We start from the raw sequence: 14,282 nt of genomic DNA on the forward strand, positions 1-14,282 counted from the left end.
CTCAGGCAAAGCGCTATGCTGTGGGAGCGGGCTTGCCCGCGAAGAGGCTGGAGCAGGTAACCTCAATCTTGTGGATCGACCACCACCGGCTCGCCAATCGCATAGAAATGCCCACCCGCCACATAGTGCAGGCTACGCCACTGCGGGTCGGCATTCTCATAAGCCCAGTGTCCCTCACGGAACACCCGGTCATCCGCCCACGCCGCCACCACTTCACCTATGAACAGGTCATAGGTGCTCTGGTTATGCGGCTCGTCGATCACCCGGCACATCAGCCAGGCCGAACAGCCCTGGACCAGCGGCGCCGCATACCCCTCCACCCGCGCCAGTTCGACGCCGATGCTGGCCAGCTTGTCCGGCTGGTCGAACAGGCTGCGGGTACCCACCTGGTGGGTCAGCTGCGCCTGGGCAGCGGTGGGCACCTGGATCACGAACCAGCCACTGCCCTCCACCAACTGCCGGGTGCGGGCGATCTTGTCCAGCACCACGGTGACCTTGGGCGGGTCGAAGTCCAGCGCACAGGCCCAGGCGGCGGCCATGACGTTGTCCACGCCAGCATGGCTGGCCGACACCAGCACGGTCGGCCCATGGTTGAGCAGGCGGTAGGCCTTTTGCAGGTCGACGGTTTGGAAGTGGCTGTTCATCGGTATCCTCGCTCAGCGCAGCAATCAGGCGAAGAATTGTGCCGCATCGATGCAGCGCAGGCACTCACTTGTGGCATCAGAAACTTCCTACAGCTCATTCCGAAGTGCCTTACTTGTCGCTGTCAGCCAGGGAAAACATGCTTCAGCACTCTCGACCCAGAGGAGGCTGCGCATGCACCCAGAGACCCGTACCGTCGCCGATCTGCGCAGTGCCCTGCGCGAATTGATGGCCCACGACGTCAGCAACCCGGACGACGACCCGCACCTCTCCGGTGTGATGTTTTTCTGTGCCACCGACGAACGCACCCGGCAACTGGTCGAGCGCATCGAACTGCTGGCCAGCGAAATCTTCTTCAACCCATCCGGGCGCGCCATCAGCCACCAGATGCGCGCCATCCGCGTCAAAGGCGTATGCATCAAGCAGAAGCGCAAGGCCCCTGCGGATGAAACGGTGATACGCATCGACCTGAACGACAAGGGTTACATCACGGTAAGCACCGCACGGCTTTGATCCGCTATCCTCAGCACTCCCGTGCTTCGGACTGTGACCATGGAACTGCACATTCGCCTGGACGGCCGCAAAGGCCTGGCCGACCAGCTCTATCAGCAACTGCGCGCCGGCATCGACAGCGGCCACCTGGCCGCCGGCACGCAACTGCCGCCGACCCGGCTGCTGGCCGAGCAGCTGGGCGTGTCGCGCAAGACCGTGGCCGAAGCCTATTCGCGGCTGACCTACGACAACCTGCTCAGCGGTGTGGTCGGCCGTGGCACCTTCATCACCCCGCGCCAACCGCTGCACAGCCGTGATACACAAACCGTGCCCCTGGCCGCTGCCGCCTCGCTGCAGCGCTGGCAGCAGCGCGCCACGGTGCTCGCCAGGCGCACCCAGGACGCCCCTTCGCGGTATGACTTCGTCGGCGGCGCTTCGAGCAAGGCGCAGTTCCCCTTCGACCAGTGGCGCAGCTGCCTGAACTACGCCCTGCGCCGCAGCCAGCGGCATCCCGAGCGGCAGTTTGCCGCCCAGGGCCTGGCCGAACTGCGCGAGGCCATCGCCCACCATATCGCCTACGCCCGCGGTGTGCATTGCAGTGCGGCGGATGTGCTGGTGTGCAACGGCGCCCAGCAGGCCCTGGACCTGATCGCCCGGGTGCTGGTCGAGCCCGGCTGCCAGGTGGCCATGGAAGACCCCGGCTACCCGCCGGCACGCCAGCTGTTCCTGGCCCTGGGGGCAACGCTGCAGTCGGTGCCGGTGGACGACGAGGGGATGTGCGTGTCGCACATTGCCGATGGCACCCGGCTGATCTACGTGACGCCTTCGCACCAGTTTCCGCTTGGCATGCCAATGAGCGAGCAGCGCCGCCACGCCCTGCTGGCACGGGCCGCCGAGCTCGGCGCGTTGATCATCGAAGACGACTACGACTGCGAATTCCGCTACCAGGGCCCGGCCGCCGACGCCCTGCAGCGCCTCGACCGGCAAGGGCTGGTGGCCTATGTCGGGACCTTCTCCAAGACCTTGCTGCCGGAACTGCGCCTGGGTTACGCGGTGTTGCCACCGGCAGTGCTCAGCGCCGCCTGCGTGGCCAAGCACCTGAGCGACTGGCACAGCCCGCCCCTACTGCAGTGGGCGCTGGCGCGGTTCATTGGCGAGGGCCACCTGAACAAGCACATCCGTCGCTGCCACGACATCTACAGCGCCCGCCGTGCACGTATCCTGGCGCGGCTGGACGACGACCTGGCGCCCTGGTTCAGCGCCGTGCCCGCCAGTGCCGGGTTCCACCTGAGCGCCCTGGCGCGGCCGGGCGTGGATGTCGAGCTGCTGGCCAACCTCGCGCGCAAGGTGGAGGTCGGCCTGTATTCCCTGGCGCCGTTCTTCAGCGAAGCGCCCGTTCGGCCAGGATTGCTGCTGGGCTTCGGCGCCATCGAGCTGCTGGATATCGACCCGGCGCTGGACCGGGTCCGCGATACCCTGCAACGCCTCAGTTGACCACTGCTGCCGGGCTGCCCTGCCGTGGCCGGGCAATGGCCGCCGCATAACCGCGCGGGGCGAAACAGGCGGTCACCAGCAGCATCGCCAGCACGGTGACGGTGAGCAACGTCCACGAGGCCTGGAAGTCGCCGCTGACATCGCGCAGCCAACCGGTGATGTACGGGATGATGCCGGTGATGATGAAGCCGATGCCCTGCACGAAGGCCGCCAGGCTGCCGGCTTCAGCGGGCGATTTGAGGTGCTCCAGGGTCAAGGTCAGGCTCAGGCTGAAGCAGGCACCCAGGCCAAAGCCGATCATCGCTACCCACACGCCCATGGCCAGGGTCGGCGCCAGCAACAAGCCGAGAAAGCCCGCCAGCTGGATCGACAGCGCCAGCCACAAGCCCGGACGACGGTCGGCAACACCGCGCAGCAACAGCGGCAGGCCCAGGGCGCCGCAGACCTGGAAGATCGTCATCAGGCCGACCAGGTCGCCACCGCCTTGCGCCGTACCCCCGTGTTCCAGGTGGTAGGCCGGCAGCCACGCCACCATGCTGGTATAGCCGCCATTGATCAGGCCGAAATACAGCGCCAGCAACCAGGCCCGGCGCGTGCCGAACCAGTGCCCACCGCTGGCGCCGGCCAGGGCGGGTGCACTGTGCCGGGGACGCAGCGCGGCCCAGGCCAGCACGGCCAGCACGGCCGGGATCGCCCACAGGCCAAGCCCGGCCTGCCAGTGGCCAAAGTGCCCGCTGATATGCGGGCCGAGCACGGCTGCCAGGCCACCGCCACTCATCAGCGCCGCCGAGTACAGGCCCATGGTCCCGGCCAGGCGGCTGGGGAACCAGCGATTGACCAGGCCCGGCATCATGCCCTGCACCACCGCCACGCCCAGCCCGGCCAGTACCGCGCTGGCAATCAGCGCCCAGGCGCTGTCCAGTTGCAGCCGCCACAGGCAGGCCAAGGCGATGGCGCCAAGGCCGCCGAGCATGCCGCCGTGTTCGCTGATCCAGCGCCGCAGCCAGGGCTGCAGCAGTGGCACCAGGCCCATGCACAGCACCGGCAACGCCGTCAGCAGCGCCGCTTGCTGGTAGCCCAGCCCGGTGCTGGCACGCATCGGCTCGAGCAACGGGCCGATGCTGGTCAGGATCGGCCTCAGGTTCACTGCCAGCAAGATCACCAGCAACAGGTTCAACGCCCCTCTCATCACGAATCGATACTCCCAAAGCTTGACCCGGTCATTATCCTGTCCAGGCAGTCAGGGTAGAAATGAAGAGATTGGATGCAGGTCAGTGGCCACCTTAATGGCCCGATTGGCCTCCCGGCAAAGCGCGCGATTGGCTATCGGGGCAAAAGGCGGCGGGCGCTAAGGTAGTGCCATGTCCACCCCACATTCCCTGGAGCATGTCATGCACAACCGTATCGAATGGGCCAAACACTCGCCGGAAGCCTACAAGGCGATGGTCGGCCTGGAGCAGGCCCTGGCCAAGAGTGGCCTGGAGAACTCACTGCTGGAACTGGTGCGCCTGCGGGCTTCGCAGATCAACGGCTGCGCCTATTGCGTGAACATGCATGCCAATGATGCGCGCAAGGCCGGCGAGACCGAGGCGCGCTTGCAGACCCTGAGCGTCTGGCAGGAGACCCACTACTTCACCCCGCGCGAACGTGCTGCGCTGGCCTGGGTGGAATGCCTGACCCGGCTGCCCGAGCGTGGCGCCCCGCAAGCGGAATATGAAGCGCTGCAGCAGCACTTCGAGCCGGCCGAGGTGGCCAACCTGACCTTGGCCATTGCCACCATCAATGCCTGGAACCGATTTGGCGTAGGCTTTGCGATGGTCCCGGCCTGAGTCATCCTGTACCGGCCTCTTCGCACGCAAGCCTGCGAAGAGGCCGGTACAGCAAGAAACTCAGGCAAGGGTGCGCCGCCGGGCAAGGCAGGTGTAGCCCATGCCCAGCAGGCCAAGCAACAACACCCCCAGCAGCACTACCAGCTCACGGCTGTAGCGCGCCACCAGCGCCGGGAACCCGGTGAATTCGCGATAGACCCGCACATCCGCCTCACCACCGGCAAAACTGACACCGATGCCACCCTGGCGAATCTGTGAATAGTCGGCATCGAAGTAGACCCAGACCTTGCACGCCCCGCCCCGCTCGATGGCCGGTATCTCCACCTGCGCCGTCGCCGCCTCGTAAAGCGTGTCGTTGCCTGCCGCATCACGCACCTGCACCAGGCCCTTGGCCGGCAGGCGCACCTTCACCTGCCGAACATCGCTGTCACCCCGGTTGTGCAGGTCGATGAGCAAACCCGTGCGGTGATCCACCAACCCGGCCTCGAAGGGTTTGGCGAACAGCTGGGCATAAGGTGCCTGGGCCAGTTCGATCAGCTTGTCTACCTGATACTGGCTCAAGGCACCGCCGCTGATGGTGTTGATGCGCGGCTGCAACTGCTCGTACTTGAGCTGCTCGTTGGCCTTGCTGATGCGTTCGCTGAACTGGCTGGGATACGTGAGGTAGGCGTAGGTCAGGGTCGCCTCGAGCCGAGGCTGGTCCTTGAGCAGCACAAAAGCCACCAGCAAGACCATCAGGCCAAGCAACATGGCTACCAGGAGTTTGCCGACTTTGTCCCAGCTCAACGGTGCGGTTCCTTCTGTTACGGCGCGCAAGATCGATGCGGCGCAAAGGGTGCCAAGTTCAGCGCCGCCAGGCAAGCGCTCAACGGCTCAACAATGCCGGTAACGACGCCGTCAGCATGGCCACCCCGGAGGCCGTCAGCAAACTCAGTACCACCCGGCGAAACGCCAGCTCGCTGATCCCCAGGTACACCCGCGTACCCAGCAGCGCCGGCAACGCCATGGCCAGCAGCACCACGCCGAACGCGGGCAGCATGTCGCGGGTCACTACCCCGGTGCCGAGGTAGGTGAGCAGGGTCACCAGCAGCATCGACAGGTTGAAGTTCTGGATCACCGCACGCTGGGTGTCGCGCTCGAAGCCGCGCAAGGTACACCACAGTGTAGGCACTGTGCCGGTAAAGCCACCGATCCCGCCCAATGCCCCGCCCACCAGGCCCACCACGCCATCGGCCAGGCGGTTGCCCGGCAGCCTTGGCAGGCGCGGCGCCAGCAGCATCAGCGGGCACCACAGCACCAGCAGGGTGCCGAACACGGCCTTGAACCAGAGCATGTCCAGGTAAGGCAGCACCCACACCCCCAGCGGGATACCGGCCAGGCCGCCGAGCACGAACGGCCACAGCAGCGCCCAGCTGAAGCCGCGGCGGACGCTGAACACGGCGATGAGTTGGCCGCTGAGGCTGCCGAACACGGTCAGCGACGCCGCCAGGCGCGGTTCCAGGCCCCAGGCCCAGAACGACATGGCGACCATGCCGAAGGCAAAGCCGGAAAGGCCCTGGACGAAACCCGCGACGATGGCGCCGAGGGCGATGAGGTAGAAGGCATCCATTTGGGGAAGCAAGCCTGGCTTGAACGGCGTTCTACCTTGCCAGAGCCGGGGGCGAATGTCTGCCCCGGCACCCCGCGCTGTGAACGTTCGTCACACCCGCTGTGCCGCCGCAGCACCTAATCCTCCGAACGCTTGCCGCATAAGGTAGCAGCCAAGGCCGTCTCGCCGATGGCCCATGACAACAACAAGCGTGCAACCGAGGTGCGAGCCGATGCGTGGCGAACAACAGATGCAGAACGACAAGCTGGGGAATGGCCTGAAAGGCCGGCAGGTGACGATGATCTCGATTGGCGGGGTCATCGGCGCCGGGCTGTTCGTGGGTTCGAGCAACGCCATTGCCGCGGCCGGGCCCGCCGTGCTGGTGGCTTACGTGATCGCGGCGGCGATCGTGGTGCTGGTGATGCAGATGCTCGGCGAGATGGCCACGGCGCGGCCGGACACCGGCTCGTTCTCCTCCTACGCCGACCAGGCCATCGGCCGCTGGGCCGGCTTCTCGATCGGCTGGCTGTACTGGTGGTTCTATGTGCTGGTGATCGCCATCGAAGCCATCGTCGCCGGCAACATCCTCGGCGACTGGCTGGGTTTGCCGCACGCCTTCACGGCCTTTGCCATCAGCCTGGTGCTGATCGGCTGCAACAGCCTCAGCGTCGGCTCGTTCGGCACCCTGGAATACTGGCTGTCACTGTTCAAGGTGGTGTCGATCGTCACCTTCATCGTGCTCGGTGTACTGGCGATCTTCGGCCTGATGCCCGGCTCGTCGACCAGCGGCATCAGCAACCTGTGGGCCAACGGCGGCTTCGCGCCCAAGGGTAACGTGGCCATCGTCGCCGCGTTGCTGACCGCCATGTTCAGCTTCCAGGGCAGTGAGGTGGTGACCATCGCCGCTGCCGAATCGCGTGACCCGAAAGCCAACATCAAGAAGGCCATCCGCGCGGTGGTGTGGCGCCTGGGCCTGTTCTACCTCGGTTCGATGTTCGTCGTGGTGTGCCTGATCCCGTGGAATGCACCCGGCCTGGCCCAGGGCTCCTACCAGGCCGTGCTGAATGCCATGAACATCCCCTGGGCACCGGGGATCATGAGCATCGTGGTGCTGGTGGCGGTGACCAGCTGCCTGAACTCGGCGATCTACACCGCCTCGCGCATGGCCTACTCGCTGGCCCGGCGCGGCGACGCACCGAAAGCGGTATCGCACACCACCGCGCAAGGCGTGCCCCTGCTGGCCGTCGCCCTTACCGCAGGCGCCGCGCTGGCGGCCCTGGCGGCCAACTACCTGCTGCCTGCCGAGGTGTTCCAGTTTCTGCTGGCCACCAGCGGCGCACTGGCCCTGCTGATGTACCTGGTGATCGCCGTCACCCAGCTGTGCATGCGCCGCAAACTGGTGGCGCTGGGCAAGCGGCTGGATGTGCGCATGTGGCTGTTCCCCTGGCTGACCCTGCTGACCATCGCCTTCATCGTCGGTGTGTTTGCGGTCATGGCGGCGTTCCCGGGGCAACGCGCAGAGCTGCTGTCCACCCTGGGCCTGACCGGCGTGCTGGTGGCCATCGGTGGCTATCTGCAAAAACGCCAGCCCGCGCTCTCGGCCCAGCGTGCCGCACTGCGCCTGGACGAAGCGGCAAACGCCTGAATTGTGACGCGGCTTCACAGCGGGTGTGCCGGCCAGGGCCTTTTTCAGCCTGCGGCACACCCCTACCCTGACCACGGCGCGGGCCAGACAGCCCCGCCCATTCCAAGAAAACCCTGTGTGGAAACCCTCATGACCGTAGCCCGTAAACCCGACGAACTGGCCATTCCCTATCAACTGCCGCAGGTCCCCTTCATGTCACCCGACATGGTTCACCCCGGCGTGCTGGGCAAGTGGCTCGAAGATGACCAACTGTGGGTCCCGGTGACCGCCTCGGTGTCCTTCAAGCCCCTGCTGCTGAACGTCTCCGGCGGCTACTACATCAACCTGCTGCGGGTACGCCAGAGCGGCGTGCTGTCGCGCCACCGCCACACCGGCGGCGTGCATGCCCTGGTGCTCAAGGGCCGCTGGTTCTACCTGGAGCACGACTGGGTCGCCGAGGAGGGTTCGTTCGCCTACGAGCCACCGGGCGAGACGCATACCCTGTTCGTGCCGGAAGATGTCGAAGAGATGATCACCTGGTTCCATGTGCAGGGCGGCTACACCTACGTCGACCCACAGGGCGTGGCGGTGGGTTACGAGGACGTGTTCACCAAGCTGGAAAGCGCCCGCGCCCACTACAAGGCGCTGGGCCTGGCGGACGACTACATCGAGCAGTTCATTCGCTGACCACAGGTTGCCAGCCCCCAGCCGCGCTGCCAGTCTTCTGCTCAATCACCGGAGGCGGAACATGGACAACTACTCGCAACTGCTGGCGTTTCTCTGGGCCACCGAGCACGGCAACTTCTCTGCCGCTGCGCGGGCCTGCGGGATGACGCCCTCGGCCATCAGCAAGCTGATTTCGCGGCTGGAGGATCGCCTGCAGGTGCGCCTGTTCCAGCGTGGCACGCGCAGCCTGACGCTGACCGATGAAGGCAGCGCCTACCTGGTCAGCGCCCGGGCGGTGGTCAATGCCATGGCCGAGGCCGATTCGCTGGCCGAGGCCTTCCCTACCCGGGTCAGCGGGACCTTGCGCGTGCACACCATGACCACCTTCGCCAAGCACCAGATCATCCCCTGGCTGCCGGAATTTCTGGCCGCCTACCCGGGGCTGACCGTGGACATCCAGGTCGGTGCACAATTCACCGACCAGTTCGACCAGGGCCTGGACGTGGCCATCCACAGCGGCGTGCTGCCCGACTCCACGCGCATCGCCCGCAAGATCGGCCAGAGCCGCTGGATTCTCTGCGCGGCCCCGGAATACCTGGCCCGCCATGGCACGCCGGCGCAACCCGCCGAACTGCTCGCACACACCTGCTTCTCCTTCGGTTTCAACAGCGTGTGGAACACCTGGAGCTTCGTCGTCGATGGCCAGGCCCTGACGGTACCGGTGGTGCCCAAGGCCACCTTCGCCCAGGGCGACCTGCTGCGCGACCTGGCGCTCGACGGTGCCGGCATCGTGCGCCTGGCGGAGTTCCACATTGGCCAGGACATTCAGGAAGGCCGCCTGGTGCCATTGCTCGAGGCGTACAGCAGCGACAGCGTCGAGCCGATCTACCTGATCTACACCAATCGCAAGCACCTCAGCCCGCGTATCCGCGTGTTCCGCGACTTCCTCGAACACAAGCTCGCGCAGAGCCCGTGGAATACCCGCTGAGTCCCCAAGCACCCGAACAGAACACAGAGGTACCCATGCCCAATCTCGTAGGCGATGTGTCCAGCGCCGCCCGCATCCTGCCCGACCTCGACGGCCAGGCCCTGTTCATCCGCAACGGCAAAGGCCCCTACCTGCACGACGACCAGGGCCGCCGCTACATCGACACCGCACTCGGCTTTGGCGCCGTGCTGCTCGGCCACGCCAACGACAGGGTCAATACCCAGGTAGCCGCCGCCCTCGCCGACTCCGCCTCGCCGTCGTGGGCCCATGTGCGCGAGCACGCTGCGGCCACCGCCCTGGCCGCGCACACCGGCGCGCTGAGCAAGGTGATCTTCACCAACTCCGGCAGCGAAGCCGTGCACCTGGCCTGCCGTGCCGCCCGGGCCTACACCGGGCGGGGACGCATCGCCAAGATGGCGGCCGGCTTCGATGGCTGGTTCGACGATGTCAGCTTCGGCAATGTCGGCTCCGCCGAGGCGGCTTTCATCGATGGCCAGCGCCCCGCCACCGCCCGCACCACGCTGCTGCGCTTCAACGACTTCGATGACGTCGAGCGGCTGTTCGCCGAAGACCAGGACATCGCCGCCGTCATCCTCGAACCGATGCTGGCCAATGCCGGCTGCCTGATGCCGGCGCCTGGGTACCTGCAACACGTGCAGCAGGTCGCGCGCCGCCATGGCGCGCTGGTGATCGCCGACGAGGTGCTGATGGGGTTTCGCCTGCACGCCGGGCTGGCCAGCCAACTGGCCGGGCTCGACCCGGACATTGCCAGCGTCGGCAAGGCCATCGGCAATGGCGTGCCGGTGTCGGCCATCGTCGGCAAACCGGAGGTCCTGGCGGCTTTCGAGCAGGGCAAGGTCTTGCGTGGCGGCACCTTCAGCGGCAATCCGCTGGCCTGCGCAGCGGTCATGAGCACCCTGGCGCAACTCGACCAGTGCGACTACCCCGGCCTGATCGCCCGCGGCCAGCAGTTGCGCCAGGCTGTGGAAGCGATCTTTGAAGCACAGGGCATCGTGGTGAGCACCAGCGGCTACGGCAATGTCTTCAGCCTGTGGCCTTCACGCCAGGCGCCGACCACCTACGCGCAGGCAATGGCCGTGGGCAGCGCGGCGTTCAGCCAGGCACTGCACCTTGCGCTGCGAGAGGCCGGGGTGCTGGTGATGCCTTCGCATTATGGGCGCCTGTACCTGTCGTTCGAGCACGATGACGCGGTGGTTGAAGCGATGAAAGTGGCCTTCGAACAGGCTGCGGTCAAACTCGCAGCGCAGTTCGCCAGCCGCTAGAATCCGCTTGACCGGAGGGCGCCGGCTGGTCGACGATCAGCGCTCCCTCCATCAAGGATGACGCCATGTTACGGATACTGGGCAGGGCCTCTTCGATCAACGTGCGCAAGGTGCTGTGGGCCTGTGCCGAATTCAACATCCCCTTCGAGCGCGAAGACTGGGGCAGCGGCTTCCAGCCCACCGACGCGCCGGAGTTCCTTGCGCTCAACCCCAACGCCATGGTCCCGGTGATCCAGGACGGCGACTTCACGCTGTGGGAATCCAACAGCATCATCCGCTACCTGGCGAACCGTTACGGCGATGCGGCCTGCTACCCGAGCGAAGCGCAGGCACGCGCGCGCATCGACCAATGGATCGACTGGCAGGCCTCGGACCTGAACCGGGCGTGGAGCTACCCGTTCATGTCGCGGGTGCGCCACTCGCCCGCGCACCAGGATGCCCAGGCGCTGGCTGCCGGTTGCGCAGAATGGGCGCGCTACATGGGCATCCTCGATCGGCAACTGGCTGCGACCGGCGCGTTCGTCGCTGGTGAGCACTTCACCTTGGCCGACATCCCCATCGGCCTGTCGGTGCATCGTTGGTTCGCCACGCCGATAGACCACCCCCGGTTACCTGCCGTTAGCGCCTACTACGAGCGCCTCAGCCAGCGCCCTGGCTACCTTGCCCACGGGCGCAACGGCCTGCCTTGAACAGGCCGGCGCTGCAAGGTCACGCCACTGCCCGCGACACCGGCACCACTGGCCGCGTCCGCCAGGCGATGGTCAGCAGCAACCCCAGCACCGCCATCCCTGCCCCGGCATACGACACCGCCGGATACCCCAGCCCCGCATTGATCACTGCGCCACCCAGCGCCGCGCCAATCGCGTTGCCCAGGTTGAACGCGCCGATGTTCACCGCCGACGCCAGGTTCGGCGCGTCCTTGGCCGCTTCCATCACGCGCATCTGTAGCGGTGGTACCAGGGCGAAGCTGGCGATACCCCACACCAGGATCGCCACCGCGGTCGGCAGCGACCAGCCCAAGGTGGCCGGAAACACCAGCAGCACGGCGATCAGTACCGCCAGCGACACCATCAAGGTTCGCTCGATCGAGCGGTCCGCCGCCTTGCCACCCCACATGTTGCCCAGGGTCAAACCGATGCCGAACAGCACCAGCATGGCCGTGATGAAGGTCGTCGACGCCTGTGCCTGGGCGTGCAGGATCGGCGCGATGTAGGTGAACACGGTGAACATCGCACTGGAGCCGACCACGGTCAGCGCCAACGCCGACAATACCGGCCCTCGGCCAAGCACACGGATTTCGGCCATCGCACCGCCACTTTTCGGCAGCGGCAGGTTGGGCAGCGCGAACCACAGCGAGACCATCGCGACCAGGCCCAGGCCGGCAATACCCCAGAACGCCGTGCGCCAGCCCAGCAGCTCACCGAACCAGGTAGCCAGCGGCACGCCGCCGATGGTCGCCAGGGTCAACCCCATGAACATCGCCGCCACCGCGCCAGCCCGTTTTTCGGGTGGCACCACGCTGGCCGCGACTACCGAGCCGACGCCAAAAAACGCACCATGGTTAAGCGAGGTGACGATGCGTGCGACCATCAGGCTTTGATAATCAGTGGCCATCGCCGACATCACGTTGCCCAAGGTGAAGATCGCCATCAGCCCGATCAGCAGGTAGCGCCGCGGGATCTTGCCGGTGGCCAGGGTCATCAACGGGGCACCGATCAGCACGCCTAGCGCGTAGGCACTGACCAGCAGGCCTGCAGCCGGGATCGACACGCCGAGGTCGGCGGCGATGCCGGGCAGCATGCCCATGGGGGCGAACTCGGTGACACCGATGCCGAAGGCACCGATGGCAAGTGCCACGAGGGGTGGATTGATACGCATGGGGAAGGCTCCTTATCTATGCCGCAAATGCTACGATCAGCGCTTTCAATGCACTAGGCCGCTTTTGCGGCAACCACCTTTGCGCTGGAGGCACAGATGGACTACAACGGGCGATCCGGGGAGATGGAGGTGTTTGCCAGGGTGGTGGATGCCGGCAGCCTGTCTGCCGCTGCCCGCGAGCTGGGCCTGACGCCCTCGGCGGTGAGCCGCATCATCGCCCGCGCCGAACAGCGCCTGGGCACGCGCCTGCTGCTGCGCACCACCCGGGCGATCACCCTCACCACCGAGGGCGAGGCGTACCTGCGCGGGGCGCGGCGCATCCTGGCGGACCTGCTGGAGGTCGAAGAGGCGATCACCGACCAGGGCGTGCCGCGCGGGCGGTTGCGGGTGAGCGCTGCGCTGGGGCATGGGCGGCTGACGGTGGTGCCATTGCTGACGGCGTTCAGCGCGCAGTATCCGCAGGTGCTGGTCGACCTGACGCTGAGTGACGAAATAGCCGACATCCATGGCGGTCAGGCCGATGTGGCGCTGCGCTTTGGCCTGCTGCCCGACAGCTCGCTGAGCGCGCGCTGCATCGGCCATACCGGCCAGGTGGTGGTGGCTTCGCCCGAATACCTTGCGCGCTGTGGTACGCCGCAGGTGCCGGAGGACCTGGCGCAGCATAATTGCCTGCGCTTCAACTTCCGGCGGGCAGCGCCGGACTGGCCGTTTCGCCGGGCGGGGGAGGATTTTTCACTGAAGGTGACGGGGAATATCGAGTGCAGCAGTGGCGAGGCGCTGGCGCAACTGGCCAGGCTGGGGGCGGGGATTGCCCGGATCGGGACCTTTACCGTAGCCGATGAGCTGAAAAACGGTCAACTGGTGGCGCTGTTGGAAGACTACAACCCGGGCGACCGCGAGCCGCTGCATGCGGTGTTCGTCGGCGGGCCGGCAATGCCGGCGCGGGTGCGGGTGTTTGTCGACTTTCTGGTGGCGCATCACCAGGGCTGGCCGCTCAACCAGCCCTGACACTGTTCCCTTGTGGGAGCCGCGCTTGCCGGCGATGGGCCGCAAAGAGGCCCCACGATCTCAAGGTTGTTGCATGCCAGCCAGCAAGAAGCCCATGAACCGGCGCACATCCTCGCGGTGCGCCACCAGGTCCAGCGGCTCGCAGCTGCACAACCGCAGCAGCTGCAGATGCCCGTAGTCGTTGATCAGAAACGCCGCATAGCCCACGTCGAGGTCGGCGCGCAGCTTGCCGCTGTCGCACAAATCCTGGAGCAGGTGCTTGAGCTCCTCGACCAGCGCGTCGTTGACCCGCTTGTAGGCTTCGGGCACCTCGCGCTGATGGCTGCCCAGCAATGGCAGCAAGGGCGGCAGGATCTCCCGCCACAGCGGCGCCGGCAGTACCTCGAAGGCGTAGTCGGTCAGGTGCGTTTCGTAGCAGCACAACGCATCCAGCGCCTGGTCGAACTCCCCCAGGCGCCTGCGCGCCTCGGCCACCGCGCGGTGGTCGGCTTCGCGCAGCTTCTCCAGCAGGATCTCCTGCTTGCTGCCGAAATAGGCGAACACCGTGGGCACCGACACCGCCGCCAACCGGGCGATCTGCTCCATGGTGGTGGTCTGGAAGCCCTGGCGCTCGAACAGGCCCAGCGCCGTACGGCTGATGGTCTCCCGGCGCAGCGCCTTCTGCTGCTCGCGCAATCCGCTCACTTGGCAACCCTTTGTCAAAACCGGTGGCCAGCATACAGCAAAGCCAATCCGCAAAAATATTTTATTGACTAAAACTTTTAACCGACACAAAACTAGCGCGGCATTT

The 14,282-nt window shown here is 66.2% G+C and carries 15 protein-coding genes; 9 read left to right on the top strand and 6 right to left on the bottom strand.

Features of this window, described 5'->3' with window-relative positions; translation table 11 throughout:
* Window positions 1-62 precede the first annotated feature (62 nt).
* Window positions 63-644 (bottom strand): flavin reductase family protein, encoded by a 582-nt coding sequence (locus CAF78_RS12415; RefSeq protein WP_085675993.1) that lies wholly within the window; start codon window positions 642-644, stop codon window positions 63-65.
* 172 nt (window positions 645-816) lie between these two features.
* On the opposite strand from CAF78_RS12415, the gene CAF78_RS12420 reads away from it, so the two are divergent.
* Complete coding sequence (locus CAF78_RS12420) at window positions 817-1,155, top strand: hypothetical protein (protein ID WP_085675994.1); 339 nt, start codon at window positions 817-819, stop codon at window positions 1,153-1,155.
* Between the two features lie 39 nt (window positions 1,156-1,194).
* Window positions 1,195-2,628, top strand: a complete 1,434-nt coding sequence (locus CAF78_RS12425) for a PLP-dependent aminotransferase family protein (RefSeq protein WP_085675995.1) — start codon at window positions 1,195-1,197, stop codon at window positions 2,626-2,628.
* Here CAF78_RS12425 and CAF78_RS12430 read toward each other — a convergent pair.
* Window positions 2,621-3,817: a cyanate transporter gene (locus CAF78_RS12430; RefSeq protein WP_085675996.1), complete on the bottom strand. Its 1,197-nt coding sequence runs from the start codon at window positions 3,815-3,817 to the stop codon at window positions 2,621-2,623. The genes CAF78_RS12425 and CAF78_RS12430 overlap by 8 nt on opposite strands.
* Before the next feature lie 202 nt (window positions 3,818-4,019).
* Here CAF78_RS12430 and CAF78_RS12435 point away from each other — a divergent pair, with 202 nt between their 5' ends.
* Entirely contained in the window at window positions 4,020-4,457 is a 438-nt protein-coding gene (locus tag CAF78_RS12435; protein ID WP_085675997.1) for a carboxymuconolactone decarboxylase family protein, read from the top strand.
* Window positions 4,458-4,517: 60 nt separating this feature from the next.
* On the opposite strand, the gene CAF78_RS12440 is transcribed toward CAF78_RS12435, so the two are convergent.
* A complete protein-coding gene (locus CAF78_RS12440) occupies window positions 4,518-5,243 on the bottom strand; it encodes a hypothetical protein (RefSeq protein WP_085675998.1) in 726 nt (241 codons plus the stop codon).
* Window positions 5,244-5,322: 79 nt separating this feature from the next.
* Window positions 5,323-6,066, bottom strand: coding sequence for a sulfite exporter TauE/SafE family protein (locus CAF78_RS12445; RefSeq protein WP_085675999.1), 744 nt, complete (start codon window positions 6,064-6,066; stop codon window positions 5,323-5,325).
* 211 nt (window positions 6,067-6,277) lie between these two features.
* Between CAF78_RS12445 and CAF78_RS12450 the strand changes: the two genes are divergently transcribed.
* From CAF78_RS12450 to CAF78_RS12470, 5 genes are all read left to right on the top strand, one after another.
* A complete protein-coding gene (locus CAF78_RS12450) occupies window positions 6,278-7,690 on the top strand; it encodes an amino acid permease (protein WP_177408532.1) in 1,413 nt (470 codons plus the stop codon).
* Window positions 7,691-7,819: 129 nt separating this feature from the next.
* On the top strand, window positions 7,820-8,356 hold the full coding sequence (locus CAF78_RS12455; protein WP_085676000.1) for a 2,4'-dihydroxyacetophenone dioxygenase family protein: 537 nt from the start codon (window positions 7,820-7,822) through the stop codon (window positions 8,354-8,356).
* A gap of 61 nt (window positions 8,357-8,417) precedes the next feature.
* Window positions 8,418-9,323, top strand: a complete 906-nt coding sequence (locus CAF78_RS12460) for a LysR family transcriptional regulator (protein WP_085676001.1) — start codon at window positions 8,418-8,420, stop codon at window positions 9,321-9,323.
* 35 nt (window positions 9,324-9,358) lie between these two features.
* A complete protein-coding gene (locus CAF78_RS12465; protein WP_085676002.1) occupies window positions 9,359-10,606 on the top strand; it encodes an aspartate aminotransferase family protein in 1,248 nt (415 codons plus the stop codon).
* A 65-nt stretch (window positions 10,607-10,671) separates the two neighbouring features.
* Window positions 10,672-11,295, top strand: coding sequence for a glutathione S-transferase family protein (locus tag CAF78_RS12470; protein ID WP_085676003.1), 624 nt, complete (start codon window positions 10,672-10,674; stop codon window positions 11,293-11,295).
* A gap of 19 nt (window positions 11,296-11,314) precedes the next feature.
* Here CAF78_RS12470 and CAF78_RS12475 read toward each other — a convergent pair whose 3' ends face one another.
* A complete protein-coding gene (locus tag CAF78_RS12475; RefSeq protein WP_085676004.1) occupies window positions 11,315-12,484 on the bottom strand; it encodes an MFS transporter in 1,170 nt (389 codons plus the stop codon).
* A gap of 96 nt (window positions 12,485-12,580) precedes the next feature.
* On the opposite strand from CAF78_RS12475, the gene CAF78_RS12480 reads away from it, so the two are divergent.
* On the top strand, window positions 12,581-13,492 hold the full coding sequence (locus CAF78_RS12480; RefSeq protein ID WP_085676005.1) for a LysR family transcriptional regulator: 912 nt from the start codon (window positions 12,581-12,583) through the stop codon (window positions 13,490-13,492).
* 60 nt (window positions 13,493-13,552) lie between these two features.
* On the opposite strand, the gene CAF78_RS12485 is transcribed toward CAF78_RS12480, so the two are convergent.
* Window positions 13,553-14,176 (bottom strand): TetR/AcrR family transcriptional regulator, encoded by a 624-nt coding sequence (locus CAF78_RS12485; RefSeq protein ID WP_085676006.1) that lies wholly within the window; start codon window positions 14,174-14,176, stop codon window positions 13,553-13,555.
* Window positions 14,177-14,282 lie beyond the last annotated feature (106 nt).

Origin of the sequence: Pseudomonas sp. R28(2017), assembly GCF_002112505.1 — a bacterium.
Lineage (GTDB): Bacteria > Pseudomonadota > Gammaproteobacteria > Pseudomonadales > Pseudomonadaceae > Aquipseudomonas.

Excerpts from the sequence above, each read along its gene's own strand:
- CAF78_RS12415 (WP_085675993.1), bottom strand. The coding sequence starts at position 644 with ATGAACAGCCACTTCCAAACCGTCGACCTGCAAAAGGCCTACCGCCTG.
- CAF78_RS12420 (WP_085675994.1), top strand. The coding sequence starts at position 817 with ATGCACCCAGAGACCCGTACCGTCGCCGATCTGCGCAGTGCCCTGCGC.
- CAF78_RS12425 (WP_085675995.1), top strand. The coding sequence starts at position 1,195 with ATGGAACTGCACATTCGCCTGGACGGCCGCAAAGGCCTGGCCGACCAG.
- CAF78_RS12430 (WP_085675996.1), bottom strand. The coding sequence starts at position 3,817 with ATGAGAGGGGCGTTGAACCTGTTGCTGGTGATCTTGCTGGCAGTGAAC.
- CAF78_RS12435 (WP_085675997.1), top strand. The coding sequence starts at position 4,020 with ATGCACAACCGTATCGAATGGGCCAAACACTCGCCGGAAGCCTACAAG.
- CAF78_RS12445 (WP_085675999.1), bottom strand. The coding sequence starts at position 6,066 with ATGGATGCCTTCTACCTCATCGCCCTCGGCGCCATCGTCGCGGGTTTC.
- CAF78_RS12450 (WP_177408532.1), top strand. The coding sequence starts at position 6,278 with ATGCGTGGCGAACAACAGATGCAGAACGACAAGCTGGGGAATGGCCTG.
- CAF78_RS12455 (WP_085676000.1), top strand. The coding sequence starts at position 7,820 with ATGACCGTAGCCCGTAAACCCGACGAACTGGCCATTCCCTATCAACTG.
- CAF78_RS12460 (WP_085676001.1), top strand. The coding sequence starts at position 8,418 with ATGGACAACTACTCGCAACTGCTGGCGTTTCTCTGGGCCACCGAGCAC.
- CAF78_RS12465 (WP_085676002.1), top strand. The coding sequence starts at position 9,359 with ATGCCCAATCTCGTAGGCGATGTGTCCAGCGCCGCCCGCATCCTGCCC.
- CAF78_RS12470 (WP_085676003.1), top strand. The coding sequence starts at position 10,672 with ATGTTACGGATACTGGGCAGGGCCTCTTCGATCAACGTGCGCAAGGTG.
- CAF78_RS12475 (WP_085676004.1), bottom strand. The coding sequence starts at position 12,484 with ATGCGTATCAATCCACCCCTCGTGGCACTTGCCATCGGTGCCTTCGGC.
- CAF78_RS12480 (WP_085676005.1), top strand. The coding sequence starts at position 12,581 with ATGGACTACAACGGGCGATCCGGGGAGATGGAGGTGTTTGCCAGGGTG.